The sequence below is a fragment of the Nocardia sp. CA-120079 genome, from assembly GCF_050955745.1.
Taxonomy (GTDB): domain Bacteria; phylum Actinomycetota; class Actinomycetes; order Mycobacteriales; family Mycobacteriaceae; genus Nocardia.
In genome coordinates this window covers 971,967-996,695 of the sequence record NZ_CP192088.1, presented here as the reverse complement: position 1 = coordinate 996,695, position 24,729 = coordinate 971,967, and the positions used below count along the sequence as shown (strand labels likewise).

Genomic DNA, 24,729 nt, shown 5'->3' with positions numbered 1-24,729 from the left:
GTCAAGTCGTACCGTCGAGTAATGGAATCCGCACCGTAGAAGTTCGCATGGAAGTCGCTGGCATCCGAAACATCGGTGGGAGCAATAATCACTGGGGTGACGTTCAATCCGAAGCTGTGGCGGCCCGTTCCGGGGTTCGAGAACCTGACCGACATCACCTATCACCGGCATATCGAGCAGGGCACCGTCCGGGTGGCCTTCGATCGGCCGGAGGTGCGCAATGCGTTCCGCCCGCACACGGTCGACGAGCTCTATCGCGCGCTCGATCACGCCAGGATGACCCCGGACGTCGGCGCGGTGCTGCTCACCGGCAACGGTCCCAGCCCCAAGGACGGCGGCTGGGCCTTCTGCTCGGGCGGCGACCAGCGCATTCGCGGCCGCAGCGGCTACCAGTACGCCGATGGCGAGACCGCGGACACGGTCGACCAGGCGCGCGCGGGCCGCCTGCACATCCTCGAGGTGCAGCGGCTGATCCGGTTCATGCCGAAGGTGGTCATCGCGCTGGTCAACGGCTGGGCCGCGGGCGGCGGGCACAGTCTGCACGTGGTCTGCGATCTGACCCTGGCCAGCCGCGAGCACGCCAGGTTCAAGCAGACCGACGCCGATGTCGGCAGCTTCGACGGCGGTTACGGCAGCGCCTATCTCGCGAAAATGGTCGGCCAGAAATTCGCGCGGGAAATCTTCTTCCTCGGCCGCCCCTACACCGCCGAGGAAATGCATCAGATGGGCGCGGTGAACAAGGTCGTCGATCACGCCGAACTGGAAAATGTCGCACTGGAGTGGACCGCCGATATCAACGGCAAATCCCCGCAGGCCCAGCGCATGTTGAAGTACGCGTTCAATCTGCTCGACGACGGTCTGGTCGGTCAGCAGCTCTTCGCGGGCGAGGCCACCCGGATGGCGTATATGACCGATGAGGCGGTCGAAGGCCGCGACGCCTTCCTGGAAAAGCGCAAGCCGGACTGGACCCCCTACCCCTGGTACTTCTGACATGGACATCCTCAGCAGCCGGGTCATCCTGCGGCCCGCCGACTACCAGATAACCCTCGCGTTCTACCGCGACGGACTCGGCTTGGCCATCGCGCGCGAGTATCCGGGCGGCACGGTTTTCTTCGCTGGACAGTCGCTGGTCGAGGTGGCCGCGCACGGCGGATCGGGCAAATCGACCACCTTCGAAGGCGCGCTCTGGCTGCAGGTTCGCGACATTTCGGACGCGGCGGCGGAGCTTGCGCTGAAGGGGATCCGCATCGAGCGCGAGCCGGTGCGCGAGCCGTGGGGACTGATCGAAATGTGGGTGCGCGATCCCGACGGTGTGCCGATCGTTCTGGTCGAAGTTCCCGCCGAGCATCCGATCCGGCGGGATTCGCGCTGGTCACCGGACTGATCACGCCGACAGCGGCGGCGCGGCCGGTCCGGCTCGAGTTGCCAATGCCGACCCCGGCGAGGACGATAACCACGGATGACCGCCCGACCGCCGACGTCCGGGTGAGCACCGCTGAGTACCGTCCTCCGAGTGAATCGCAGTCTCGATGTCCGGCGTACCCGACTTCTTTTCCCCTGACGCGGCCGAACCCCCAGCGCGCCGCCCCAGCAAACCGACCCCTGCCGCGCGCGGTCGTGTCGACATGACACGATCAGACTCGTGAGGGAGCGCAGCGAGCGAACCATGAACACAGCGCGCCTGCGCACGACGGCGCCGAGCACCAGCGAGGTGCGGTCGCGCATGACGGGGGCGAAATCATGAGTCGCACCCTGCGGACGCTGCCGATGCCGAGCGGATCCGGGCTCGGCGATGTCATGCCGCATTTGCGAGAAGTGTTGGAGGGCAACGGCCCCGCGTGGTTGCCGATTCCGACCAGTGACCGTCGGGAGGCCCGGCGACTGAGCGATGCACTCTCGCCCGGCGAACTGATCGATGACGAGGCGGCACTGGTCGTGACCACCTCCGGCACCACCGGTATGCCGAAGGGCGCCATGCTCAGCTCTGCCGCGCTGCGGGCCAGCGGGACCGCGACACACGATCGACTCGGTGGTCCCGGCACCTGGCTGCTGGCCCTGCCGACCCATCACATCGCGGGCATTCAGGTGTTGCTGCGCAGCATTCTGGCCGGCACCGAACCCAGTGTGCTCGACGTTTCCGGCGGCTTCCTCCCCGAGGCGCTGGCCGGCGCGATCTCCGGTATGCGCGGTGAGCGCCGCTATACCGCGCTGGTGCCGACCCAGCTCATCAAGGCGCTGGAGGCACCCACCGCCGCGGCAGCACTTGCCCAGTTGGACGGCGTGCTCGTCGGCGGGGCTGCCACTCCGGCACCGGTCTACGAACGCGCGAAAGCGGCCGGTATCAACGTCGTTCGCACCTACGGCATGAGCGAAACCTGCGGTGGCTGTGTGTACGACGGAGTTCCGCTCGACGGCACCGAGATTCGCATCGAGGACGGTCGCGTGCTGCTCGGCGGCGCGATGATCGCCATCGGCTACCGCGGCCAGCCCGACCATCCCGCGTTCGCCGAACCCGGCTGGTTCCGCACCGAGGACGCGGGCACCTATGAGAACGGCGTGCTCAGCATCAGCGGACGGCTCGACGAGGCCATCACGACCGGCGGTCTGCTCGTTATCCCGCAGGTCGTCGAAGCCGTGCTCATCACGCATCCCGCCATCAGCGAATGCGTGGTGCTCGGTCTGCCCGACGATCGGCTCGGCCAGCGGGTCGCGGTCGCGGTGGTCCCCGCCCCCGGTGCCACCCCGACCCTCGAGGAACTGCGCGATCACGTCGTGCGCGAACTCGATTCCATCGCCGCACCGCGCGAGCTGGCGCTGCTGGACGAGCTTCCGCTGCGCGGCCCCGGCAAGCCGGACCGCGCCAAACTCCGCGAACACCTACTCGCGGAGTCGACGCACTGACGGCCGGTCCCCCGCCAGAATCCGCCGCACCCAGCTGCTGCCGACAATTGCTATCAAGGGCGCGAGCCGGGCACCGTACCGCTGCGAGGGGGCGCGGGACGCCCGCGCAGCCGCGACGCCCGGCGCGCATGGCCCACCGCATCGCCCAAGATGGCTCTGTGGCACCACAGTTCAATTGATATCGCTGCGGTCGCCCGGACTCGCAAGTGGGTGCAAGAGTGCGGCGACACCGCGGTGCAAGGACCATGCAAGGCACGGGCCCCAAAGTCTTGTGCATGACTTCTTACACACCCACTTCAGCGCTCGCCGTCGAGGCGGACAGCCTGGTCAAGGTGTTCGGGGAACAGCGCGCCGTCGACGGTGTGAGCCTGGCGGTTCCGCAGGGCTCGGTCTACGGCGTGCTCGGGCCGAACGGCGCGGGCAAGACCACGACCATCCGCATGTTGGCCACCCTGTTGCGCCCGGACGGCGGCAGCGCCCGCATCTTCGGCCATGACGTCGTCGCGGAACCGACGGCGGTCCGGTCGCTGGTCGGCGTCACCGGGCAGTACGCCTCGGTCGACGAGGACCTGACGGCCGCCGAAAATCTGATCATCTTCTCCCGCCTGCTCGGCCTCAGCAAGATCGATGCCAGGCGCAAGTCGGTCGAACTGCTGGAGGAGTTCGACCTCACCGAGGCGGCGAACAAGCCGTTGAAGAACTTCTCCGGCGGTATGCGACGCCGTCTCGATCTGGCCGCCAGCCTGATCGCGACACCGCCGCTGCTGTTCCTGGACGAGCCGACGACCGGCCTCGATCCGCGCACCCGCGCCCAGATGTGGGAGACCATCCGCCGCCTGGTCCGCGAGGGCGCGACGGTACTGCTCACCACGCAGTACCTGGACGAGGCCGATCAGCTCGCGGACCGGATCGCCGTCATCGACCACGGCAAGGTGATCGCCGACGGCACCGCCGACGAACTCAAGGCCTCGGTCGGCGGCTCCTCACTGCATCTGACCCTGGTCGACCGGGCCCAGCTCGAGGAGGCCCGCCGGGTGGTCGGTGACTTCCTCGGCGTCGACGCCCAGATCACGCCGGAGGCCGGTCGGCTCACCGCGCCGCTCGCGGACGCGGGCATGACCGCCGATCTGCTGATCCGCCTGCGCGAGTGGGAGATCGCGATCGACGAGATCACCGTCACCAAACCCAGCCTCGACGAGGTCTTCCTCACCATCACCGGCCACCCGGCCGACGACAACGATTCGGAACGGAGCGCGGCATGACGACCATCACCGCCGAAAGCACCGCAGCGCGGCATGCGGCACCGACCTCGATTCCCGAGGTCAGCAATAAGATCAGCTTGCAACAGACCGTGTCGACCTCACTCACCATGGCCTACCGGGGCATCCTGAAAATCAAGCACAATCCCGAGCAACTGTTCGATGTGACGATTCAGCCGATCCTGTTCACCGCGCTGTTCGCCTACATCTTCGGCGGGGCGATCGGCGGGAGCGTGTCGAATTACCTGCCGGTCCTGATTCCGGGCATTCTGGTGCAGACCGTGATCCTGACCTCGGTCGTCACCGGCACCCAGTTGCGCGAGGATATGGACAAGGGCGTCTTCGACCGGTTCAAATCCCTGCCCATCGCCCGCATTTCGGTGCTGGCGGGTGCGTTGATCGCCGACATGGTGCGCTACGCACTGGCGACGACGCTGACCATCGTGGTCGGCCTGGCCATCGGCTACCGGCCCGAGGGCGGTGTGGCCGGTGTCGTGGTGGCCGGTCTGGTCATCGTGGTCTGCTCGTTCGCGGTGAGCTGGATCTGGGCGCTGGTCGGCGTCACCGGTAAGAGTGCCGCAGGCGTGCAGGGCATTTCGATGATGGTGATGTTCCCGCTGACCTTCATGTCCGGCGCGTTCGCTCAGGTGAGCACCATGCCGGGCTGGATGCAGGGGCTCAATCACGTGAATCCCGTGTACTACATGGTGAATGCGGCCCGAGCACTGATGAACGGCAATGTCTACGGCAGCGATCTGGCCTGGTCGCTGATCGGCTCGGTGATCGTGATCGCGATCTTCGCGCCGCTGAGCATCAAGGCGTACATGCGCCGGGCATGATGCACGGAAATCGCGGTGGGTGCGTCACCCACCGCGATTTTCGTTGTCGCAGGACAGTTCCTGCAGGAGTTCGAGGATCCTGTCCGCCGCTTGCCGCCGACGCATGCCTGCGGCGCGGGTCAGTGCTTCGTCGAAGCGTTCGTCCCCCACCGTTGTTCGGTGCAGTGCCGCATGCCGCCGCAATTCGGCCGACGGACTATCCTGTCGCCCCAGCACTTTGGTAGACAGCGAGAGCAACTCCAAGCCGACCTCCGAATCGCGGCCGACCGCGAGACAGAATGTTCCGACGGCGTTGCCGACCGCCCCGATCTGCGGCAGGTCGGGGAACTGCCCGAGCCGACCGGCCGCGAGGCGCAGCAGCGTCCACGCGATATCGGCGGCCTCCGCCGCCCGTCCGTGCAGCACGTACGCGTCCACGGCCCCGCTCGCGGTCACCAGAATGCCCGGGCCGACCATCGGGGCGTCATCGGGCCAGCCGTGCAGATCCAGGGCCCGCCGGTAATAGCGCAGCCCGGTGTCGATATCGCCCTCGGCCAGTTCGAGTTCCGCCATTCCGACGACGACCGGCGCCAGACGGTGGTTACGTCGGATGTGTGGGTCATCGATCGGCGTACCGTGCGCCGGATCGCCATCCGCGGCGCCGAGCGCGAAGCCCAACTCCCGCCGCGCCTCGTCTAGCCGGCCCGCGCCGATCAACGACACCGCGAGATAACTGGACATTTCGACGGCTTCTTCGTGGGCGCGCAACTCCCGCAACAGCTCCGCCGCCCGACGGTAGTACCCCACCGCATCGGCATAGTGCGCCGTCTGTCCGGCGAGCTGCCCGAGGTGCTGGGTGACCATCGCCGTGCCCCAGACATCGCGGCCCTCGATCAGTTGCAAGGCAGCCTTCGCGTCCCGGTTGGAGCCGTAGACATCGCCCGCGTTCTCCCGGATATTCGCGCGCATGAACACCGCCGCGCCGCGCACCACGGGGTCCGGCGACCGCGCGCCGTCCGCGAACTGCCTCGGCGTGTCCGAGCCCGAGGCATTCCCGCAGGCCATCGCGCCGAGAAAGCGCGCTCCACCATTGAGATCGATTGCGGTGCTGAGCAATCGACGGATCCTGGCCCGCGTGGTCGCCACCTCGCGCGGGTCGGCGCCGAGGAACACGACGTGCATGCCGATCTGCAGGTGCGCGAGCATCTGCAGGTCGGCGACCGGACCGCGCACCGGACCGGGTTCGGGCGGCAGGGTCAGAATCCGGCGCGCCCAACCGCTCAGCTCCATATGCGCGCCGCGCATCACCCATAGCGTGCCGGCCACGGGGAAGACCCGGTACACCGTGCGGGCGTCCCTGCGCTCCAACGCATATCGCAGCACCGCAACCAGGTTGTCGAGCTCCGCGCCGACCGAGAGCACGGTGGCCACCTGCTCGTCGGACAGATAACGGTGCACCGTCGCGATCGAATAATCACGGGCCCAGCGCGACATCCGATCCATCACCACGGGGCGCTCGTCGACCGCTCCCGAAATACCCGCCGCCGCATCGGATCCGGTCAGCGCGAGCTGTTCCTCCCCGAATTCGCGAACGGTTTCCAGCATTCGGTAGCGGGTGCCGATCAGGCCCTCATCGTCGTCCAGGACGGTCAGCAGGGACTGGCCGACCAGTCCGTCCACGGCCGTGGCCACATCGTCGACATCCGGGCCGCCCGCCACCACTTCGGCGGCATCGAGGGTGAACCCGGCCGGAAAGCGGCACAGCCTGCGCAAGGCGATCTGTTGCGGCTCTTCGAGCAGATTCCAGCTCCATGCGATCACCGCGTGCAAGGTGCGATGACGTTCCGGCGAGGAGCGATCTCCGCTGCGCAGCAAGGCGAATCGGTGTTCCAGGCGGGTTTCGATTTCCTCGACGCTCATGGTCCGCACCCGGGCGGCCGCGAGTTCGATGGCCAGCGGCAGCCCGTCGAGTGTGGTGCACAGCCTGGCCACCACCTCGGGATCCAGACGGACGGTCGGCCGCACCGCTCGCGCTCTGGCCATGAACAGTTCGGTGGCGGGCGATCCGGCCGCGTCGATCGCCAAGGGCGCCAGCGGATAAACCGTTTCCGCGGTGATCGCCAGCGGCGCTCGGCTGGTGGTGAGCACGCTGAGCTGGTCGCAGCTGCCGACCAGATCGGCGACCACTTCGGCGACCGCGTCGATCAGATGCTCGCAGTTGTCCAGGATCAATAGCGTCGGGCGGGCGGCGAGCGCATCGCGCAGTCGGCGACCGGCATCGCTGTAGCCGGTGGAGCGCCGCCACGCCGTCTCCCGGACGATCTCGCCGAGACCGAGCGTGGTGCTGATCGCGGCCTCGATATCTGCGCGCGGATCTGCGTCGGCGGCCGGATCGGCGCGCACCGACGCCAGCTCGACCAGCACCACGGATTCGCTGTGCGCGACCCGTGCGCCCAATTCGTTGGCCACCCTGGTCTTTCCGGTGCCGCCGGGGCCGAGAACGGTCGTCACCCGGGAGCGGTGCAGCAGTTGCTCGAGCGCGTCCAGATCGGCGGCGCGTCCGAGCAGGGCATTGGGAGCCGCGCGCAGGCCGATCGCGGAGCGGGCACTCGGCGGCACGGCAGCGGCCGTATCCGAAACTCGTCCAATCGAATCCAGTGCCGTCGCGTCTCGCGCCGCGGAATCCCGTACGGCCGAATCCGCTACCGCGGCCGATACGGTCGGATCAGCTGGTGTGACCGAATTCACGGCTGGCGTCGGCTTGCCATGATCGGTCCGCGATGCGAATCCCGGCACCGGATCACCCCGCAGGATCGCGGTATTCAGCTCGACCAGCACCGGCCCCGGATCCGCGCCGAGTTCTTCGACGAGTCGGCCACGGATAGATGCGAAGACATCGAGTGCTTCGTTGGGCCGACCGGCTGCGGCGAGCAACCGCATCAAGGTGGCGTGCGCGGCCTCGTCGAGCGGTTTGGCGGCCGCGGTTCGGCTTGTGATCGCCACCGCACCGTCGAGATCACCGCCGGCGACCCGGGCGGCGACCTCGATCGCCTCCAGTTCGGACCAGCGGTGCGCGGCCGCGGCGCGCAATTCGTCGGCGAGGTCGCCTGCGGGTAGGTCGGCACCGGGCTCGCCGCGCCAGAGCGATCTGGCCTGGGTCAACACCTCTAGACATCCGGCATGGTCGCCGTCGCCCTGTTTGGCGCGGGCCGCGCGCACCAGGTCGTCCGCGAGAGTCAAATCGACCTGATCAGCGGTCAGCGTGAGACGGTAGCCCGCCGGACCGATCTCCAGCGCCGCATCCGGCAGCGCCGCGCGCAGTCGCGACACCTGGGTGTGCAGCGCGTTCATCGGCGCGCGCGGCGGCTGCTCACCCCACACCTCATCGATCAGCGCCTGGGCACTGCGGCTGCGGCCGGGCCGCAGGGCCAGCGCGGCGAGCAGCAGTCGCGAGCGTGCCCCGGGTAGCGCTGCGAGCGTGCCGTTTCGGCGTAGCGCGATTTCGCCCAGCAGGGCCACTACGACCGATTCGCCTGCGGGCGTCGTCAGGGTTTGACTTCGGCCGTTCGGGCCGCTCTGATCGGGAAACATTCCGTGGTTATCGTATGCGAGCCCCGGCGCGAGCGACGGGCCCGGAGACGGTAGCGCAGCGTGACCACGGAGGGACCCGGGAGTGCCGCAATCGAATCCTGCTTGCCGGGCTGACATGGTTTTTCGCCCCTGTTCGGACCGGTAGGTCGCCTACGCTGTGCGCATGGCTGAGTTCGAAATCGTTCGGCAGGCTGTCATCACGGCCGAGCCCGCGCGCATTCATGGGTTGATCGATAACTTCCACGAGTGGACCAAGTGGTCGCCATGGGAGGACGTCGATCCGCAACTGCAGCGGAAGTACTCCGGGCCGGACGCCGGCGTCGGCGCCCAGTACGCCTGGGACGGCAACCGCAAGGCCGGTCGCGGCAACATGGAGATCACCTCCAGTGACGACCGGGAAATCGGTATCCGGCTGGCCTTCGAGAAGCCGTTCAAGGCCACCAATAAGACGACCTTCGAGCTGAACCCGGTCTCGGCCCTCGAAGGAGGAGAACCCCGCACCGAGGTGGTCTGGCGGATGAGAGGCGAGCACAAGGGCCTGATGGGCGTGCTCGGGAAGGTGTTCCCGATCGACAATATGATCGGCAAGGACTTCGAAAAGGGCCTGGACCGACTGAAGACGGCCGCCGAGGCCAACTGAACCGCCCGAGCGGACCGAACCGCGGCCGCGCATTAGGCTGCGAACATGGCTACTGCAGCGCAATGGATCGAGGGCGCACGGCCCCGTACCCTGCCGAACGCGATCGCCCCTGTCCTCGCCGGAACCGGCGCCGCCGCCTCCATCGATGGCGCGGTGTGGTGGAAAGCGGTTCTCGCGCTGCTGGTTTCGCTGGCCCTGATCATCGGGGTGAATTACGCCAACGACTACTCCGACGGCATCCGCGGCACCGATGACGTGCGGGTCGGTCCGCTGCGGCTGGTCGGGCAGCAGCTCGCCTCGCCCGCCGCGGTCAAGAATGCCGCGATCATCAGCCTGGCCATCGGCGCGGTCTTCGGGCTGGTGCTCGTCATCGCGACGGCGTGGTGGTTGCTGCTGGTCGGCGCGGCCTGCCTGGCCGGTGCCTGGTTCTACACCGGCGGCAGCAAACCCTATGGCTACAGCGGGTTCGGTGAGCTCGCGGTCTTCGTCTTCTTCGGTCTGATCGGGGTGCTCGGCACCGAATTCGTGCAGGCCGAGCGGATCGAATGGGCGGGCCTGGTGCTGGCGATCGGGGTCGGAGCGTTCTCCAGCGCGGTGCTGGTCGCCAATAACCTGCGCGATATCCCGACCGATACCGAATCCGGGAAGGTCACCCTCGCGGTCAAACTCGGCGATCCGCGGACTCGCACACTGCACCTGGCGCTGCTCGCCGTGCCGTTCATCGCGACGCTGCTGTTGGTCGTCCGCACGCCGTGGGCACTGGTCGGACTGGTCGCCGTGCCACTGGCGGTGCGCGCCAATGCACCGGTGCGCTCCGGCAAGGGTGGGCTGGAATTGATTCCGGCGCTCCGCGATTCGGGATTGGCGCTGTTGGCATGGTCGGCGGTTACCGCACTGGCGCTGGGTATCGCAGGATAGGGACCGCGAAGCGCGGCACCCAGTCGGCACCGGCGGATCCGAGCGTGCACTTTCCGGCCGAATTCGGCAATCTCCGCCTCGTTCGCGCAAAGAACGCACGCTCGGACCCATTCCGCCTTCGAACGAGCCGTGAGCGCGCCAGGAAACTGCTAGTCGTCGCCGTCCGGAACCAGGACGCCGAGGATCCAGTTGACCACCGCGACAATGATGCCGCCCCACACCGCTGCCCAGAAGCCGTCGATACGCAGGCCGTAGTCGGTGGTCTCGGTGATCTTCGCGGTGAGCCACAACATCAGCGCGTTGATCACCAGCAGAAACAGGCCGAGGGTAACGATGACCAGCGGCAACGATAGAAGTTTCACGATCGGCTTGACCAGCGCGTTCACCACGGTGAAGACCACGGCGACGGCCAGGATGACAATGACTTTGCCGCCATTGCCCTTGTCCTCGGGACTCCAAATCTCGATCTTGTCGACCCATGCTGCCGCCAGCCAGATGGCAACGGCGTTGATGATCAAGCGAATCAGAAGCTGCATGGCTTGATGCTAGGCCCGACGGGCGGGCATGTGTTGCCACAAGACGTGAATCGAGCGGCGCACACATGCCCGACCCCTCACGCGGCACGGTCGAGCAGCGCGTGCACCTTCGGCCGGAGCGCATCGATCGCTTCCGAACCGCCGAGGATGCGGGTGGTGGTCGCATTGGGCGCGCGCAGAATGCCGAGCAGCAGGTGCCCGGATTCGATGGATCTGTCCTTACGGGCCAGTGCTTCGCGCAGTCCCAGCTCCAACACCTTCTTGGCTTCCCTGGTAAACGGGATGTGGCCCCAGTTCCGATCGCGGCCCCGGCCGAATCGGGATCGCTCCTCGGGCACGGCCCGTTCCAGCGCATCCTCGCCGAAGGTGGCCTCGAGGCTCTCGCGCACCGCATCCAGATCGATGCCGATCGAGCGCAGCGCCTCGGCGTCCTCCGCACCGAGCGGCTGGCATTTAACCTCTTGGCCGAGGGAATCGAGCACCGCTCGGTGGGTGAGCCCCGCTTCCTCGAGCAGTGTCTTCAATTCCGGCTCGCCCTGTGCCAACAGACCGAGCAGGACATGCTCCACCCCGATCTTGGGTGCGCGCAGTTCGCGCGCGTCTTCCTGAGCGATGACGATCGCCGTCCGCGCCGACCTGCTGAACCGTTCGAACATCAGCGGTTCCCGCCTCTCCGGTTGTATTTCTGGTGCACCGCCTGCTTGCTGACCTCGAGCGCCTCCGCGATCGCCTGCCAGGACCAGCCCTGTTCGCGGGCATTGGTCACCTGGATCGCCTCCAGCCGTTCGAGCAGCCGACGCAGTGCGAGCACCGCGCGCAGCCCGACCTTGGGGTCCGGACTACCTGCGGCGGCCGCCAGTGTGGTTGCTTCAGTCATGTCGTCAATTTTGATTGACGAACTCCGCGGTTGTCAACGAAAATTGACGAGATTCGCCGCAAGAGAAACCCCCGGCGCTGCGGCCGGGGTTGCGATATCGCTTACTAGCCGGACCAGATTCCGGTCGCGGCGAACTTCTCCAGAATCGCGGCGGGTTCGGTGAGGTTCATGCCCTGTCCCTCGACCCATGAGTCATCGAAATACGTTCCGGCGTAACGATCTCCGCCGTCACAGAGCAGCGTCACCACGCTGCCGGAACGACCAGCGGAGATCATTTCGGCGACGAGCGCGAACGCACCCCACAGATTGGTTCCGGTGGAGCCGCCCACGCGGCGGCCGATTACCCGGCTCGCGAGCCGGGCGGTGGCGATCGATGCGACATCGGGCACCTCGATCATCCGGTCCACCACCTGACCTATGAACGACGGCTCGACCCGCGGTCGACCGATTCCCTCTATGCGTGAGGGCATTCCGGTCTGATATCCGGCATCGGCGGTTTCGTAGCCGCCGTAGAACGCGGAGTTCTCCGGGTCGACCACGGCCAGTTTCGACGGGTAGCGGTGATAGCGGATATAGCGGCCGATGGTGGCACTGGTGCCGCCGGTACCCGCGCCGACCACGATCCAGTCCGGCACCGGATGCGCCTCCAATTCCATTTGCTGGAAGATGGATTCGGCGATGTTGTTATTGCCGCGCCAGTCGGTGGCACGCTCGGCATGGGTGAACTGATCCATGAAGTGGCCGCCGCATTCGGCGGCCAGCCGCGCCGCCTCGGTGTACATATCCGGTGCACGCTGCACGAAATGGCAACGGCCGCCCTGGGCTTCGATCAGCTCGATCTTCTGCGGCGAGGTACTCGCCGGCATCACCGCGACGAAATCCAGGCCGAGCAATTTGGCGAAATACGCCTCGCTGACCGCGGTCGAACCGGATGACGCCTCGACCACCGTGGTGCCCTCGGTGACCCAGCCGTTGCAGATCGCGTACAGGAACAACGACCGCGCCAGCCGATGCTTGAGGCTGCCGGTGATATGGGTCGACTCGTCCTTCAGATACAGCTGGACCTGCCAGGCGGCGGGCAGCGGGTACCGGATCAGATGGGTGTCGGCGCTGCGCTGGGTGTCGGCCTCGATGAGTCGCACGGCATTGTCGACCCAGCCGCGTGGCGTACTGCGATCGCAGTACTTCACGAGGCAGCACCGGTCGGGTCGTCGTCACCACGCAGCCGGGCACGCAGTTGCGCCTTGTCCTGGCGACGCTTCGCATCGACGACCGCGATGTCCTCGTTGACCCGAGCACGCAATTTCTTGAACAGCGTCAGCGACAGCGGCATCGCGATGATCAACGCGAACAGCGCGGCGACCAACCACGGGACATCCACCGAGACGAGCCGGGCGATGCCGATGATCGCTGCGGCGATGACGACGACCAGCGCCAGCCTGGCGAGCGTGTACAGCGCCAGATTGCGGGCCAGCCGCGCGCCGACGCCAGCGGTTTGCTGTGCGGGTTCACCCTTCGGTGGCGTTGCGTCACTCACGTCGTCCAGCCTATGCGACGCCATGGCCCACTCTCGGCGATACCTCCGGTCGAAGAGGCGAACTACGTCCGACTGCGCCTGACCAGGGCTCATATCCGTTTTGTCTATTACTTCCCCTTTACCAACTGTAGGTGGTTCGAGTACCTAGGGGTCGCAGTGCAACGATGGCGCCATCTGATGAGGGAACTGTCGAGAACGGAGAGGTTTGCTATGACTGCGATCACCGTCGGCGGCCAGGACACCCTGCTCACACCGGGCCAAGTCGCCGCCATGTTCCACGTCGATCCGAAGACCGTTACCCGCTGGGCCCACGCCGGGCGCCTGGGATCACTGCGCACACCGGGCGGGCATCGCCGGTTCCGCGAATCCGAAGTACTTCAGCTGCTCCGGTCGCTCACCACCGAGGCCACCGCACGCTGAGCCTGGTCCGCGGGCCTGTAGCTGTGAGTTCGATCTTCCTGTCTAGGGGCCCGCACCCACCAATTTCGTGTCTGCAGTGTTCGAAGGCTACGCACGCGACTACCCTCGTTAGCAGGAGGTGAGCGACGTGACGTACCTGTTGGCACTCATCGCAGTCGTGGCAGTCGCGGTGTTGTGCTGGAAGGCGTTCGGCCCCGAGAAGACAGCCGGACCGCCCACGCGTTCGCCGCAGCGCAAGCGCATCATGGGGCCCGACGACGACCCCGAATTCCTCTGGCGCCTTTCGCGTCAGCATCGCGACGGTGATGGGTCTGCCGAGCGCTGAGCGTTCGGTCGGTTCACCAGGAGGTTTCCGGGAGACCTCTACCGCGCAACCGCAGTGACCGCGGCTTATTTGCTGCCTCGATGATCAATTGCGCCTGGACGTGCACCGAACCGGCGCGCATGCCATGAGTAGGCCTCGGCCCGGCCGATCGCCGAGCTGTGCCTTCCGGCCGCGCCGAACAGGAAGTCGCCGTATCGGATGCCAGGCCGGCCGGCGAACCGAGTTCGGCGATCACATCGCTCACGGGCAACGGCGGTCGCGCCTCAGCACTTCCCCGGATACCGAAGCGAAATCGGTCTCGGCCTTCGCGTCGATCCACGAGGTCGCGGAAATCCATGTCATCCAAGACCGGGGGGCACGCTCTGCACGTACCGTTCGCCCCCGCGCTTCAGTCCGGTCGGCCGAATCCCCACTCGCGCACCAGCAGTGGCGTTCACGCACCTCAGCGACTACTTCGCGCTAGGTCGAGCTGTGCGAAGTAGTCGCCAGGGATGCGAGAGCTCAAACGATCACGGCTCGCCGTTGATGACGGCCATGAGGGCGTCCATGAACGACTGGCCGCCCATGATGTAGCCGCCGGCGATCGCGCCGATTACCGCGCCGATCGGGCCGGTGATGATGCTGAAGAAGAAGACGCCGACAATGGCGCCGATGATGAGGCCCAGGACGCCGCCGAGGACCACGCCGACGATGTTCTTGTTGATTTCGTCGGTCAGGCGGGCCATGGAATTGACCGGCTGCATCTCGCCGATGTTCTTGGCGCTCAATTTCGGTGTGAGAGCGAGGGTTCGGCCGTTATCGGAGATCGTCTGGTCGACCGCGACCTTCGTGCCGGAGAGCTCGTAAGTCAAGGGGACTTCCGTCACCACGGCGCCGGCATCGGACTTCAGCAAGACCTTGGTGCCGTTGTCGGCGAGTTCGAACTTGCCGCTGTCGACCTCGGTGGTCAGAACGCGATCCCGGTGCCCATCCGAGATTTCGGAAGCCACTGTGTGGTAACCGATTCCCTGCTCGACGCCGGAGGCCGACACCTCTTTGGCAACTTCCGCTGGCTTCGCATTCGCGGTTCCCGCCGCGATTCCCACGGCGGCGATGGACACGAGAGTGACGGCGAACGTGCCGAACTTCATCAAGGTTTCCTTCTGACAAGCACCGGCCCCGGTAGCCGGTTGACGCGTCTAGCGCCACGTAGCTTGTTGCCTCGCACGGCATTTGGGAAACCCCAAACGGCCATCGTTATTCGATTGTTATTCCATCATCCGACCTATGATCATTTCACACAATTATCCTTTTTATCCTCGAAAATAGGTGACTCGACGCGCACACACCGGATGGTGTAGGCATGACGTGATCTCTCACCATTGCAACTTTCAACTTCGTATCTCGGCGCGCGAGTTCGAACAGCCCTGGAGGACGTCACAGGTGTCGCGTCAACGTGTCCGTGCGGGTCTCACCTTGACGGTCTTCATAGCTGTAACCGCGCTGGCCGCAGCCGTCGTGGCGGTGGCGGCGATGTCGCTCAGCAACGACAAGTCCACGACGAGCAGTCCATCGCCCGCGGCCCAGAACGACACCGCGCCGACCACCGCGTCGGAACCGTCGTTCCCCGAGCTGCCGCTGACCACCCCCGAGGCCCCGCCGACCACCTCCGCCATCCGCAGCACCTTCGACAAGATCGCGGGCGGCCTGAAGGTCGAGGTCGGCGACTGCGTCGAAATCGGCGGCAGCGGTGACAATCCCACCCTCGGCAAGGCCACCTGCGGCAGCGCGACCTCCAACTACAAGGTCATCGACAAGGCGCCCGTGAATGCCGCCTGCCCGACCGACGCCGACCGCTCCCTCAACGACACCCTGCACGGCGTCAACCGCGCCGCCCTCTGCATGGACATCGATTGGGTGATCGGCGGCTGCATGGACCCGAACAAAGACGGCCCCAAACGCCTCGACTGCAACACCAAGGGCGTCCCCAACGCCGTCCGCGTCATGGACGTCAAACTGAACACCACAAACGTGAACGTCTGCTCCTCCAGTGACCGCGGAATCGTCTACCAGCAACGCCAATTCGTAGTCTGCGTGCACCGCTTGTAAGTGCACCATTCGGCCATCGAGCGCCGAGGGTCCGTAGTCGGATCAGAAGGTGAACTGGGTGCCGTAGGCGGAGGTCTGCACCGTCTCCAACGCGGTGCTCACCGTGGCCGTGACGAAGGGGACGGCCGATACCGGTGAGGCACATTGGCCGACGTTCAACGCGGCGTTGTTGAAAATGAAGTGGTACGGGAACACGGTCTTGTTGTCCAGGTTGGTCGTCACTGTCGTGACGGTGGTGATCTGGCCCGGCGCCAAGGTGGCTTCCAGGACCTCTGTCAAGCCCAAGGTCCCGCCGACGGTCGGTCCGAGGCTCGCACTGGGAGCACTCGGGGTCGTGGGCTCCACGCTCGGAGTCGTGGGCTCGACGATCGGGGAGGTCGTGGCGGCACTCTGAGAGGTAGGCACGGCAGTCTGGGAGGTCATCGCAGGACTCTGGGAGGTCGTCGCGGCACTCGGGGAGGTCGTGGCGGCACTCTGAGAGGTAGGCACGGCAGTCTGGGAGGTCGTCGCGGCACTCTGAGAGGTGGGCACGGCACTCGGGGAGGTCGTCGCGGCAATGTGAGAGGTGGGCGCGGAACTCCGGGAGGTGGTGCTGGCAGGCTGCGGTGTGGACACCGGCTTCGCTGCCGTACTCGGCAGTCTGGCGGCAGCGTTCGACTGGCTGAATTCGGGGGAAATACTCGCCAAAAGCCCTTGATTCGGATCGATTCCGACGGTGAAGCCGTTGTCCAGCGTGAGCGCGCAGCCGAGGAGGAACCCCGCAACGGCCTGGCCGGACACTATTCCATCGCCCTCCACGTTCAGCGCGTAATTGCCGGATAGCTGCGCAGCATGCGCGAACGTCATGAGGAAGTTCGGCATCCGGTCGCCCGGTGGGTCCACTCTGACGTTCTCCACCGATGTCGTCACATGAATCCCGGCACCGGATACGTCAGCACCGGGCGGTTGGGCTCGGCTCGGCTCGGCGCCGGGCCACACGAACACAGCCACGACGGCCGCGACCACACCGGTCGCGATAACGACGAATCGAGGGCGCATATCTGATCCCGTTTCGAATCGGATGTACATCAGCGGCGGCGAAATCGCATGAACGGACCCACATAGCTAATAACTGGCAAGCATAAGTGGGACACCGGCCCGGCACGTTCAGGCTGCAGGGGCGTGTCGCGTCCCGCCCCATTTCCGCTGGTAAAGCCCTTTAGTTCAGCCCTGCGTACGAGTGCAATCCACTGATCACGATGTTGATGATGAAGAGGTTGAAGAGCATCGCCACGAACCCGGCGATGTTGATGTACGCGGCCTTCGTGTCGCGCCAACCCGAGGTTGCGCGGGCGTGGAGGTAGGCGGCGTACAGGACCCAGGCGATGAAGGAGCAGGTTTCCTTCGGGTCCCAGCCCCAGAAGCGGCCCCAGGCGGCTTCGGCCCAGATGGCGCCGAGGATTACGCCGGCGCCGAAGAGTGGGAAGCCGATGATCGTGGTTTTGTAGGCGAGGCGGTCCAGGGTGCGGGCGTCGGGGAGGCGGCGGGCGATGGTGCCGAGGATGTTGTCGGATTCGGCGCCTTCGGGCTGACGCAGGCGGTAGAGGAACAGCAGGCTGGCGATGCCGGAGACCAGGAAGACGCCGCTGCCGATGCTGACGATGGTGACGTGGATGGGCAACCAGAACGACTTCAGTGCCGGCACAACGGGTGCCGCGTCGGCGTACAGCACGGTGCCGGCCAGGAACAGCAGGATAAGGATCGGGACGAGCAGGAAGACCCACATCGAGCGGTAGCGTTGTTCGCGCAGGAACACCATGCCGACCACGGCGGCCGCGGCGGTCGCCATGGTGACGAATTCGTACATGTTGCCAAGCGGGAAGCGGTGGGTTGCGAAGCCGCGCAATACGATCGAGGTCACATGCAGCGCGATGGCGACGAACAGCACCGAGAACGCCATATTGCCTGCGCGTTCGGCGAACGGCTTGGTCTGCGGCATCTCGACCCGACCGGGTCCGGCGGGACGATCGGAACCACCACCGGCAGTTACCAGTTCACGCGCGACGACCTTCTGCGTCCGCGCCGCCGCGTACTGCACGATCAGCAGCACCAGCACCAGCGCGTACACGACGATCGCCGATTTGAAGGCGAGATCGCTGTACTGGGCGATGGTGTTGTCGATCGGCATGGTCACTCTCCCGTGGCGGATCGGTCATCGAGCAGGCGCTTGCGCAGGCGATCGAATTCGCCGCCCCAGCCCGCCTGATCGGTTCTGGCGAGCCCGCCCATCTCTACTACGGTGCGTCGTTTGCCAACGGTACCCGCTTCGCCATCGGCCGGGTACACGCGGATCCAGATGCGTCGCCGCTTCACCAGCAGCGACACCAGCAGCCCGGCCATCATGGCCAGCGCGCTCACCAGCACCCACTGCTGCGCCGGATCGTGCGATACCTGCAGATTCACGAATTCCTGCGCACCGTCGAAGGTGACCTTGGTGCCATTGGGCAGCGTCGACGACTCGCCGGGACGCAGGTTGACCCTGGCCTCCTTGGTCAGTCGCCCCTGCTTGACCTGCTCGGGATCCAGCGCGAAGAGCGACTGCGGCTTACCGGTATCGAGGCCGGTATCGCCGCGATAGATGTCCACCGCGACGGCCGGATCGTTCATGGTCGGGAACGAGGAGGTGAGCAGGCTGCCGTGCAGTAGCGCGGTCGGCGCGAACAGTCCCTCGATGGCGATCTGGTTCTTGCGGCGCTCTTCATCGGTCGCGTACATGCCGCCGGGCGGATCGATCCGCAGCACACCGCTGGACAGGAAGGTCTGCGCGTTGTCGGGCCGCCATTGGACGGTCTCGGTTCGGGTCTGGCCGTTCGGGAAGGTCACCGTGAACGTCGGCGCGTAACCGTGGCCCTGCAGATACAACCGGTCCCCTGAGACCCGCAGCGGATGGTTCACCTGGACCTGCGCATCACGCCAGGTATCGCTCTGCAGATCGCCGCCTGCCTGATATTCGATATGCGAAGTGAACATCTCGGCCTGACCGTTCTGCAGGTAGTCGGCCTTGAAGTCCTTGACCCGCACGCACAATGGCGCCATGCCGGTGCCGTCGTTGATATTGCCCGCCTTGAACGAGTCGAAGACCGCGGGCGAGGTGGTGCAGAAGCCGGGCCCGTTGTTCGCGATGACGATCACGCTGCCCTCGTAACCGAACAGCTTGCCGACCGCGATCGCGACGAGCAGCCCGACCAGGGCCAGGTGGAAGACGAGATTGCCGAGTTCGCGGGTGTAACCCTTCTCCGCGGAGAGGGTGATCTCACCTTCACGAGTGCCGTCGCGGACCTCGGTCCGCCAGCCGCGCAACTCTTTTCGAGCGTGCTCGAGCGCGGCGTCCGGGGTGCCATCGATGGTCTCGGAGTAATGGTGCGGCAGCCGAGACAGGTTGCGCGGCACCCGGACCGGTGGCGTGCGCAGCGCGCGATAGTGGTCCAGGCAGCGCGGCAGAATGCAGCCGACGAGCGAAATGAACAGCAGCGCATAGATTGCCGTGAACCAGAAGCTGGAGAACACGTCGAACAGCTGGAACCGGTCCATCCACGGTCCGAGCGTCGGGCGGTCGGCGATGTACTGGTCGACCTTGCCCTCGTTGAGATTTCGCTGCGGCAGCAGCGCGCCCGGAATCGCGCCGAGGGCCAGCAGGAACAGCAATACCAGCGCGGTGCGCATACTGGTGAGCCCACGCCAGGCATTGCGCACGAGCGCCCAGGCACGCCCGACCGGGGACTGCTTCGGCTGCGTCACCGGCGCCTCGGGTCTGTCGATCACGGTCATATCGGCAGCGTCACCTCGGAAACGAACCCGTCGCGCACCCAGGCGACGAACTGGTCCCACGCCCCCGTGACCAGCGCGATCCCGACCGCGACGAGCAATATGCCCCCGATGATCTGAATGGTGCGCGAATTGCGCCGCAGCCAACCGACCCCGCGCAACGCACTCGCCGACCCGAAGGCCAGGATCACGAACGGCAGTCCGAGGCCGAGGCAATAGGCGACGATCAGTGCGACGCCGCGCACGGCTGTCGTGCCCCCGGTCCCCGCCGAAACCGCCATCACCCCGGACAGCGTCGGCCCGAGACACGGCGTCCAACCGAGCGCGAAGACCGCGCCGAGCAGCGGAGCGCCCAGAATACTGGTCAGCCTGCGCGGCTCCATCCGCGTATCGCGCTGCAACGCGGGGACCAAGCCGATGAACACCAGACCCATCAGGATGGTGACCACACCGCCGACCCGTTGCAGCAGTTCACGATTCACGTTCAAGGTCTGGATGACGCCGAAAACCGTTGCGGTGGCGAGCACGAACACCACGGTGAAGCCCGCGACGAACAAACCGGCCGCACCGGCCACTCGGATCCGACCCGTACGTGCCGCAGCCCGATCGACCGAAACCGCTGTGCCGCCAAGGCTTTTGGCCTGCGCTGCGGTGGCGGGCGGCGCCTCGGCGCCGACCAGCCCGGCCAGATAAGACAGGTAACCCGGCACCAGCGGCACCACACACGGCGAGGCGAACGAGACCAGTCCGGCCAGTACGCATGCGCCGAGCGCCAATAACAGCGGCCCCGTCGCCGCCGTTTGCTGGAACGAATCACCTACTGCGGCAAGCACCATCAGTCGGTCTCCACCGGGGGTCGATCAGCTCGCTCGGGCACCGGCGCGGCTTCCGGCGCGAAGTCCATCATGGAATCGGCTGCGGCGCTGCGTGGCACGGCGGCAACGCCGACCCACCGGTCATCGACCGTCCAGACACCGCGAACGAGACGGGCGGCCTGCCGCGGGCGACAGGCACGCGGGCTACGAGTACGGCGATCGCGAATCACGATTGCACCTTTCCTACCGCTCGCTATCGAGCGGGACGTAATTACGACATGGGCCGAACGGCTTGTGCGGGGTCACTGCGAACCTTCCGCGGCAATGCGTTCGACAACTGGTTGGAGGTCTTCCGCCAAGAGCGAGCGGAGGAAGACAGCGGCGACCCGATGTTGCCGATCCAGCACCAGCGTGGTGGGAATGACACTGGTCGGGAAGTTGCCGCCGAGCGCGAGCAGGGTGCGCATGGACGGGTCGTAGACGGACGGATAACCGACCTTGTTGTCGACGACGAAGTCCTGCGCCTTGTCCTGCTGGAAATCACGGACATTGATGCCGATAAAGACGACGCCCCTGTCCTTGGTTGCCTCGTAGACCTTTTCGAGCGCGGGCGCCTCGGCACGGCACGGCCCGCACCACTGCCCCCACAGATTGAGCACGACCACCTTGTCCGGGAAGTCGGCGACCGAGGTGGTCTTGCCCGAGGTCATCAGATCCAGCCCGGCGAGCTTGCCGATGGTGCCACGCGCGGCGGGCGGATCGTAGAAAATATCGGTTTTGCCGCCGGGCGAGACGAATTCGAACGTACCGCCGGAGGCCACCGCATCCTTCCCGGTCGAACAACCCGCGAGCGCGGCCACCAGGGCCACGCACGCGAGCAGGACCGACGTGAAACGCCGGGCCGACGGCCGGGAAGAAGTTCTCATGCGCCGTGCACCGTGGGATCCGAACCGCCTGCGGGCTCGGAGTAGACGATGTCGACGAGGGTGTCGCCCTGGTAGACCAGCGAGGTCAGCGAGGCGAGCGAGCACTGCCGGTGCCGCGGATCGTGCCAGAGCCGCTGGCCCTGCAGGAACCGCCGCAGCGTCCAGACCGGCAGCTGATGCGAGACCAGGACCGCCTCGTGTCCGGCCGCTTCGACCCTGGCCTTGTTGACCGCGGCCAGCATGCGGTGCGCGATCTGCAGATACGGCTCGCCCCAGGACGGGGTGAACGGATCGCGCAGCTTCCACCAGTGCCTCGGCTTGCGCAGCGCACCGTCGCCGACCGAAACCCGCAGGCCCTCGAAGGTATTACCGGCCTCGATCAGATTCTCATCGGTGCGCACGAGCAGCCCGTGCTGACGCGCGATCGGCTCGGCGGTCTCCTGCGCACGCTGCAGTGGCGAGGCGATCACCATCGCGATGTCGTGGTCGGCCAACGACCGCGCCACCGCACCGGCCTGTGACCGACCGGTCACCGAGAGGCTGAACCCGGGCAGGCGACCGTAGAGAATGCCCTTCGGGTTGTGCACCTCGCCGTGCCGCAGCACATGCACGATGGTCTCGACGGTGTCGTCCTCGACCGCGCCGACCGGCGCAGCGGCATCGGACTCGTCGGCGAGGGCGGCCGTTTCCGCGCTGTCGACAGGGGTGTCTGGTAGTTCGCGCATTTCTGAATCTGGCTGGTCGGAACTCACGCGCGGGATCCTTCGGGGGTGGCGGCCGCGGCCGCATGTGCGGCGGCGGGCAGGGCGGCGGCGATACGGTCGAATGCGTCCTCGTCGAGCGCCGCGGAGACGAACCATGCTTCGAACGCGCTCGGCGGCGCATACACACCGCCGTCGAGCAGTGCGTGGAAGAAAGCGGGGAAACGCCAGGTCTGGCTGGCTTTGGCGGCGGCGTAGTCGGTGACCGGACGGTCGGCGAAGAACACGCTCACCATATTGCCCGCGAACTGGACCTGATGCTCGACCCCCGCGGCACCGAGCGCCTCGGTGAACAAGCCGCCCAGCCGCTCGGCATTGCGATCGAGTGCGGCGTACACCGCGTCATCGGCCGCACGCAGCGAGGCGAGGCCGGCGGCGACGGCAACCGGGTTCCCGGAAAGGGTGCCCGCCTGATACACCGGGCCAAGCGGCGCAAGGTGATTCATGATCTCGGCGCGACCGCCGAACGCGGCGGCAGGCAGCCCACCGCTCATCACCTTGCCGAAGGTGTAGAGGTCACCGGCGACACCGTCGCGGCCGAACCAGCCGGACCGGCTCACCCGGAACCCGGTCATCACCTCGTCCATGATCAGCAGCGCGCCGTCGTCGGCGGTCAGCTTGCGCAGGCCCTCGTTGAAACCGGGCAGCGGTGCGACCGCACCCATATTGCCCGCGGCCGCTTCGGTGATCACACACGCGATTTCACCCGGATGCGCGGCGAACGCGGCGGCAACGGCCTCGATGTCGTTGTACGGCAGCACTATGGTGTCGCCCGCCTGCGCACCGGTGACACCGGGCGAGGTCGGCAGCCCGAGGGTGGCGACGCCGGATCCGGCGTCGGCAAGGAGTGCGTCCACATGGCCGTGGTAGCAACCCGAAAACTTGATGATCTTGGTGCGACCGGTGTAGCCGCGGGCCAGCCGGACCGCGCTCATGGTGGCCTCGGTGCCGGAGTTGACCAGGCGGACCCGGTCCACCGGCGTTACCCGCTCGGCGATCAGCTCGGCGAGTTCGATCTCGGCCTCGGTCGGCGCGCCGAAGGACAGTCCGCCGACGGCCGCGCGCTGCACCGCCTCGACCACCTCGGGATGCGCGTGGCCGAGAATCATCGGACCCCAGGAACACACCAGGTCGACATACTCATTGCCGTCGACATCGATGAGCGTGCAGCCCTTGGCCGATGCGATGAATCGCGGTGTGCCACCCACGGACTTGAAGGCCCGCACCGGCGAATTCACACCACCCGGAATCACCGAAGCGGCCCGGTCGAAGAGCTGAGCCGAGACCGGCACCGATGCCCTGGTCGCGCGCGGAGAAGAACTCACGACGTCCAGTGTCTCAGCCCGATTGGAACGAGTCGACGACAGGGTGTAGTCGAGTGACGCAGACCGCACGCACCGCGGTCTCTTCGGCGCAACACGCCGATCATGGTTGCGGCCGATATCGGTCGCCGACCCATTACCGATGCGTAATCTCGGTGGGTCGTCGCACCATCTAACCCATCGGGAGGGTCCAATGCGGTTCGCCGTCATCAGCGCCACGATCTTCGCCGCGCTCGCCGCCGCCGTCACCGTCGGCACCGGGACCGCAGCCGCCGCGGATCCGGTCAGCCAGCCCGATCGGATCGGGCTGCATCTGGATCACGCGGAGACCACGGCCCTCGGCGACGGACCACTGCCCGCATTGGTCACCATGGTGGTGCCGCTCAATCGGATCGGCGCCGGGCTGAAGAGTGACACCGAGATCTACCGCGACGAGAACGGCGGAGTGCACGCCTCATTGCGCCAGGTCATCATGGAGGCGGCCAGGCATCCGGACGGCACCGTCACCGTGTACCTCAACGCGCCGGGCACCAGGGACGGCCGCACGCTCGACATCTATCAGAGTTGGAACTAGCGGGACGGCCGTCGGCGGGGGTTGACGAACTCAGGTGTACATGCACGGCGCCGAGGCCGAGATGGTGTGCAGCTGGCACATGAAGTTGTTGTACACACCGGCCGAACCCGAATCGGGCACGAAGATCGGCGCGGGCTGGGCCACCTCGGTCTGAGTGTCGGTCTGGGCAGTGGGCTCCAGCGGCAGTCCCGGTGCGGCCCATGCGGGCGCCGCACCGATCGCGGCCGCCGCGACGACCGCCGCGCACACTTTCCCGGCAAAACGAATCACAAGCATTTCTCCCAGTCGACACAATTCGGATGCCGACCGAAAGCATAACGGCCACAACAGTATTCACTGAATGCCGACCGTTGCACCTCGCGGCGCGGCACTTGCACGGTAGTGCAGTCGCGGCCGATGCGCCAGGGCACGTCTCGGATCGCCGTTGCGCCCGAGGTGCGGCGCTACGAGGTGACACCCAAGCAGAGCCCGACGAAACCGGTTGTCAGCAGACAGGCCAACGGAACCGGCAGCAGATTCAGTAGCGAAAACGATGGAATTGTCGCCGTCATGCCTGCGATGTTCCCGCGAAATTCGCGAACAAACTGGTGCGGCGATCCGGATCGCCGGTGATTGCC

Annotated in this window: 26 protein-coding genes; 11 read left to right on the top strand and 15 right to left on the bottom strand. The window is 66.4% G+C overall.

The genetic code is table 11. The features are described 5' to 3' along the window. Window positions 1–96: 96 nt before the first annotated feature. From ACQPYR_RS04790 to ACQPYR_RS04770, 5 genes are all read left to right on the top strand, one after another. The gene (locus ACQPYR_RS04790) at window positions 97–990 is read left to right on the top strand and encodes a 1,4-dihydroxy-2-naphthoyl-CoA synthase (protein WP_364472051.1); all 894 of its coding nucleotides are present in this window, start codon (window positions 97–99) and stop codon (window positions 988–990) included. Between the two features lies 1 nt (window position 991). Beyond that, window positions 992–1,384: a VOC family protein gene (locus tag ACQPYR_RS04785; protein ID WP_433628073.1), complete on the top strand. Its 393-nt coding sequence runs from the start codon at window positions 992–994 to the stop codon at window positions 1,382–1,384. Between the two features lie 356 nt (window positions 1,385–1,740). Beyond that, a complete protein-coding gene (menE, locus tag ACQPYR_RS04780) occupies window positions 1,741–2,901 on the top strand; it encodes an o-succinylbenzoate--CoA ligase (protein ID WP_433628070.1) in 1,161 nt (386 codons plus the stop codon). Between the two features lie 275 nt (window positions 2,902–3,176). Continuing rightward, window positions 3,177–4,163 carry an ATP-binding cassette domain-containing protein gene (locus tag ACQPYR_RS04775; protein WP_433628067.1) on the top strand — a complete coding sequence of 329 codons (987 nt, stop codon included), beginning with the start codon at window positions 3,177–3,179 and terminating at the stop codon, window positions 4,161–4,163. Beyond that, window positions 4,160–4,999 (top strand): ABC transporter permease, encoded by an 840-nt coding sequence (locus tag ACQPYR_RS04770; RefSeq protein WP_084509259.1) that lies wholly within the window; start codon window positions 4,160–4,162, stop codon window positions 4,997–4,999. Before ACQPYR_RS04775 ends, ACQPYR_RS04770 begins: the two co-directional genes overlap by 4 nt. Window positions 5,000–5,023: 24 nt before the next feature. Here the strand turns inward: ACQPYR_RS04770 and ACQPYR_RS04765 are convergent, their stop codons facing one another. Next, window positions 5,024–8,569, bottom strand: a complete 3,546-nt coding sequence (locus ACQPYR_RS04765; RefSeq protein ID WP_433628064.1) for an AfsR/SARP family transcriptional regulator — start codon at window positions 8,567–8,569, stop codon at window positions 5,024–5,026. Between the two features lie 163 nt (window positions 8,570–8,732). Here ACQPYR_RS04765 and ACQPYR_RS04760 point away from each other — a divergent pair, with 163 nt between their 5' ends. Both ACQPYR_RS04760 and ACQPYR_RS04755 read left to right on the top strand, forming a co-directional pair. Continuing rightward, window positions 8,733–9,209, top strand: a complete 477-nt coding sequence (locus ACQPYR_RS04760; protein ID WP_433628061.1) for an SRPBCC family protein — start codon at window positions 8,733–8,735, stop codon at window positions 9,207–9,209. A 45-nt stretch (window positions 9,210–9,254) separates the two neighbouring features. Then, complete coding sequence (locus ACQPYR_RS04755) at window positions 9,255–10,127, top strand: 1,4-dihydroxy-2-naphthoate polyprenyltransferase (RefSeq protein WP_433628058.1); 873 nt, start codon at window positions 9,255–9,257, stop codon at window positions 10,125–10,127. Window positions 10,128–10,276: 149 nt separating this feature from the next. On the opposite strand, the gene ACQPYR_RS04750 is transcribed toward ACQPYR_RS04755, so the two are convergent. The 5 genes from ACQPYR_RS04750 to ACQPYR_RS04730 form a co-directional block, all read right to left on the bottom strand. Further along, window positions 10,277–10,663: a phage holin family protein gene (locus tag ACQPYR_RS04750; RefSeq protein WP_040696159.1), complete on the bottom strand. Its 387-nt coding sequence runs from the start codon at window positions 10,661–10,663 to the stop codon at window positions 10,277–10,279. 77 nt (window positions 10,664–10,740) lie between these two features. Continuing rightward, entirely contained in the window at window positions 10,741–11,319 is a 579-nt protein-coding gene (locus ACQPYR_RS04745; protein WP_433628055.1) for a Clp protease N-terminal domain-containing protein, read from the bottom strand. Next, complete coding sequence (locus ACQPYR_RS04740) at window positions 11,319–11,540, bottom strand: hypothetical protein (RefSeq protein WP_040696163.1); 222 nt, start codon at window positions 11,538–11,540, stop codon at window positions 11,319–11,321. The genes ACQPYR_RS04745 and ACQPYR_RS04740 overlap by 1 nt, the downstream gene beginning before the upstream one ends. Window positions 11,541–11,644: 104 nt before the next feature. Beyond that, entirely contained in the window at window positions 11,645–12,730 is a 1,086-nt protein-coding gene (locus tag ACQPYR_RS04735) for a PLP-dependent cysteine synthase family protein (RefSeq protein WP_433628052.1), read from the bottom strand. Then, window positions 12,727–13,077, bottom strand: a complete 351-nt coding sequence (locus ACQPYR_RS04730) for a DUF4229 domain-containing protein (RefSeq protein WP_433628050.1) — start codon at window positions 13,075–13,077, stop codon at window positions 12,727–12,729. Before ACQPYR_RS04730 ends, ACQPYR_RS04735 begins: the two co-directional genes overlap by 4 nt. Window positions 13,078–13,287: 210 nt before the next feature. On the opposite strand from ACQPYR_RS04730, the gene ACQPYR_RS04725 reads away from it, so the two are divergent. Both ACQPYR_RS04725 and ACQPYR_RS04720 read left to right on the top strand, forming a co-directional pair. Further along, window positions 13,288–13,497, top strand: a complete 210-nt coding sequence (locus ACQPYR_RS04725; protein ID WP_330250627.1) for a BldC family transcriptional regulator — start codon at window positions 13,288–13,290, stop codon at window positions 13,495–13,497. Window positions 13,498–13,624: 127 nt separating this feature from the next. Beyond that, window positions 13,625–13,822 (top strand): hypothetical protein, encoded by a 198-nt coding sequence (locus tag ACQPYR_RS04720; RefSeq protein WP_433628047.1) that lies wholly within the window; start codon window positions 13,625–13,627, stop codon window positions 13,820–13,822. Between the two features lie 509 nt (window positions 13,823–14,331). Here the strand turns inward: ACQPYR_RS04720 and ACQPYR_RS04715 are convergent. After that, a complete protein-coding gene (locus ACQPYR_RS04715) occupies window positions 14,332–14,952 on the bottom strand; it encodes a hypothetical protein (RefSeq protein WP_063045382.1) in 621 nt (206 codons plus the stop codon). 292 nt (window positions 14,953–15,244) lie between these two features. Between ACQPYR_RS04715 and lppU the strand changes: the two genes are divergently transcribed. Beyond that, window positions 15,245–15,910, top strand: a complete 666-nt coding sequence (gene lppU / locus ACQPYR_RS04710; protein ID WP_433628044.1) for an LppU family putative lipoprotein — start codon at window positions 15,245–15,247, stop codon at window positions 15,908–15,910. A gap of 42 nt (window positions 15,911–15,952) precedes the next feature. On the opposite strand, the gene ACQPYR_RS04705 is transcribed toward lppU, so the two are convergent. The 7 genes from ACQPYR_RS04705 to hemL all read right to left on the bottom strand — a co-directional run bounded on the left by ACQPYR_RS04705 (window position 15,953) and on the right by hemL (window position 23,541). Continuing rightward, window positions 15,953–16,948, bottom strand: coding sequence for an MspA family porin (locus ACQPYR_RS04705; RefSeq protein WP_433628041.1), 996 nt, complete (start codon window positions 16,946–16,948; stop codon window positions 15,953–15,955). A 160-nt stretch (window positions 16,949–17,108) separates the two neighbouring features. After that, window positions 17,109–18,077 carry a c-type cytochrome biogenesis protein CcsB gene (gene ccsB, locus ACQPYR_RS04700; protein WP_433628038.1) on the bottom strand — a complete coding sequence of 323 codons (969 nt, stop codon included), beginning with the start codon at window positions 18,075–18,077 and terminating at the stop codon, window positions 17,109–17,111. Between the two features lie 2 nt (window positions 18,078–18,079). Next, complete coding sequence (resB, locus tag ACQPYR_RS04695; RefSeq protein ID WP_433628036.1) at window positions 18,080–19,717, bottom strand: cytochrome c biogenesis protein ResB; 1,638 nt, start codon at window positions 19,715–19,717, stop codon at window positions 18,080–18,082. Further along, the gene (locus ACQPYR_RS04690) at window positions 19,714–20,550 is read right to left on the bottom strand and encodes a cytochrome c biogenesis CcdA family protein (RefSeq protein ID WP_433628034.1); all 837 of its coding nucleotides are present in this window, start codon (window positions 20,548–20,550) and stop codon (window positions 19,714–19,716) included. The genes resB and ACQPYR_RS04690 overlap by 4 nt, the downstream gene beginning before the upstream one ends. 281 nt (window positions 20,551–20,831) lie before the next feature. Further along, window positions 20,832–21,455 (bottom strand): TlpA disulfide reductase family protein, encoded by a 624-nt coding sequence (locus tag ACQPYR_RS04685; RefSeq protein WP_433628031.1) that lies wholly within the window; start codon window positions 21,453–21,455, stop codon window positions 20,832–20,834. Further along, window positions 21,452–22,207, bottom strand: coding sequence for a histidine phosphatase family protein (locus ACQPYR_RS04680; RefSeq protein ID WP_433628030.1), 756 nt, complete (start codon window positions 22,205–22,207; stop codon window positions 21,452–21,454). Before ACQPYR_RS04680 ends, ACQPYR_RS04685 begins: the two co-directional genes overlap by 4 nt. Beyond that, complete coding sequence (gene hemL, locus ACQPYR_RS04675) at window positions 22,204–23,541, bottom strand: glutamate-1-semialdehyde 2,1-aminomutase (protein WP_433628028.1); 1,338 nt, start codon at window positions 23,539–23,541, stop codon at window positions 22,204–22,206. Before hemL ends, ACQPYR_RS04680 begins: the two co-directional genes overlap by 4 nt. Before the next feature lie 190 nt (window positions 23,542–23,731). On the opposite strand from hemL, the gene ACQPYR_RS04670 reads away from it, so the two are divergent. Further along, the gene (locus tag ACQPYR_RS04670; protein ID WP_433628026.1) at window positions 23,732–24,112 is read left to right on the top strand and encodes a hypothetical protein; all 381 of its coding nucleotides are present in this window, start codon (window positions 23,732–23,734) and stop codon (window positions 24,110–24,112) included. Between the two features lie 30 nt (window positions 24,113–24,142). Here ACQPYR_RS04670 and ACQPYR_RS04665 read toward each other — a convergent pair whose 3' ends face one another. Next, window positions 24,143–24,388: a hypothetical protein gene (locus tag ACQPYR_RS04665; protein ID WP_433628024.1), complete on the bottom strand. Its 246-nt coding sequence runs from the start codon at window positions 24,386–24,388 to the stop codon at window positions 24,143–24,145. Between the last annotated feature and the right edge of the window lie 341 nt (window positions 24,389–24,729).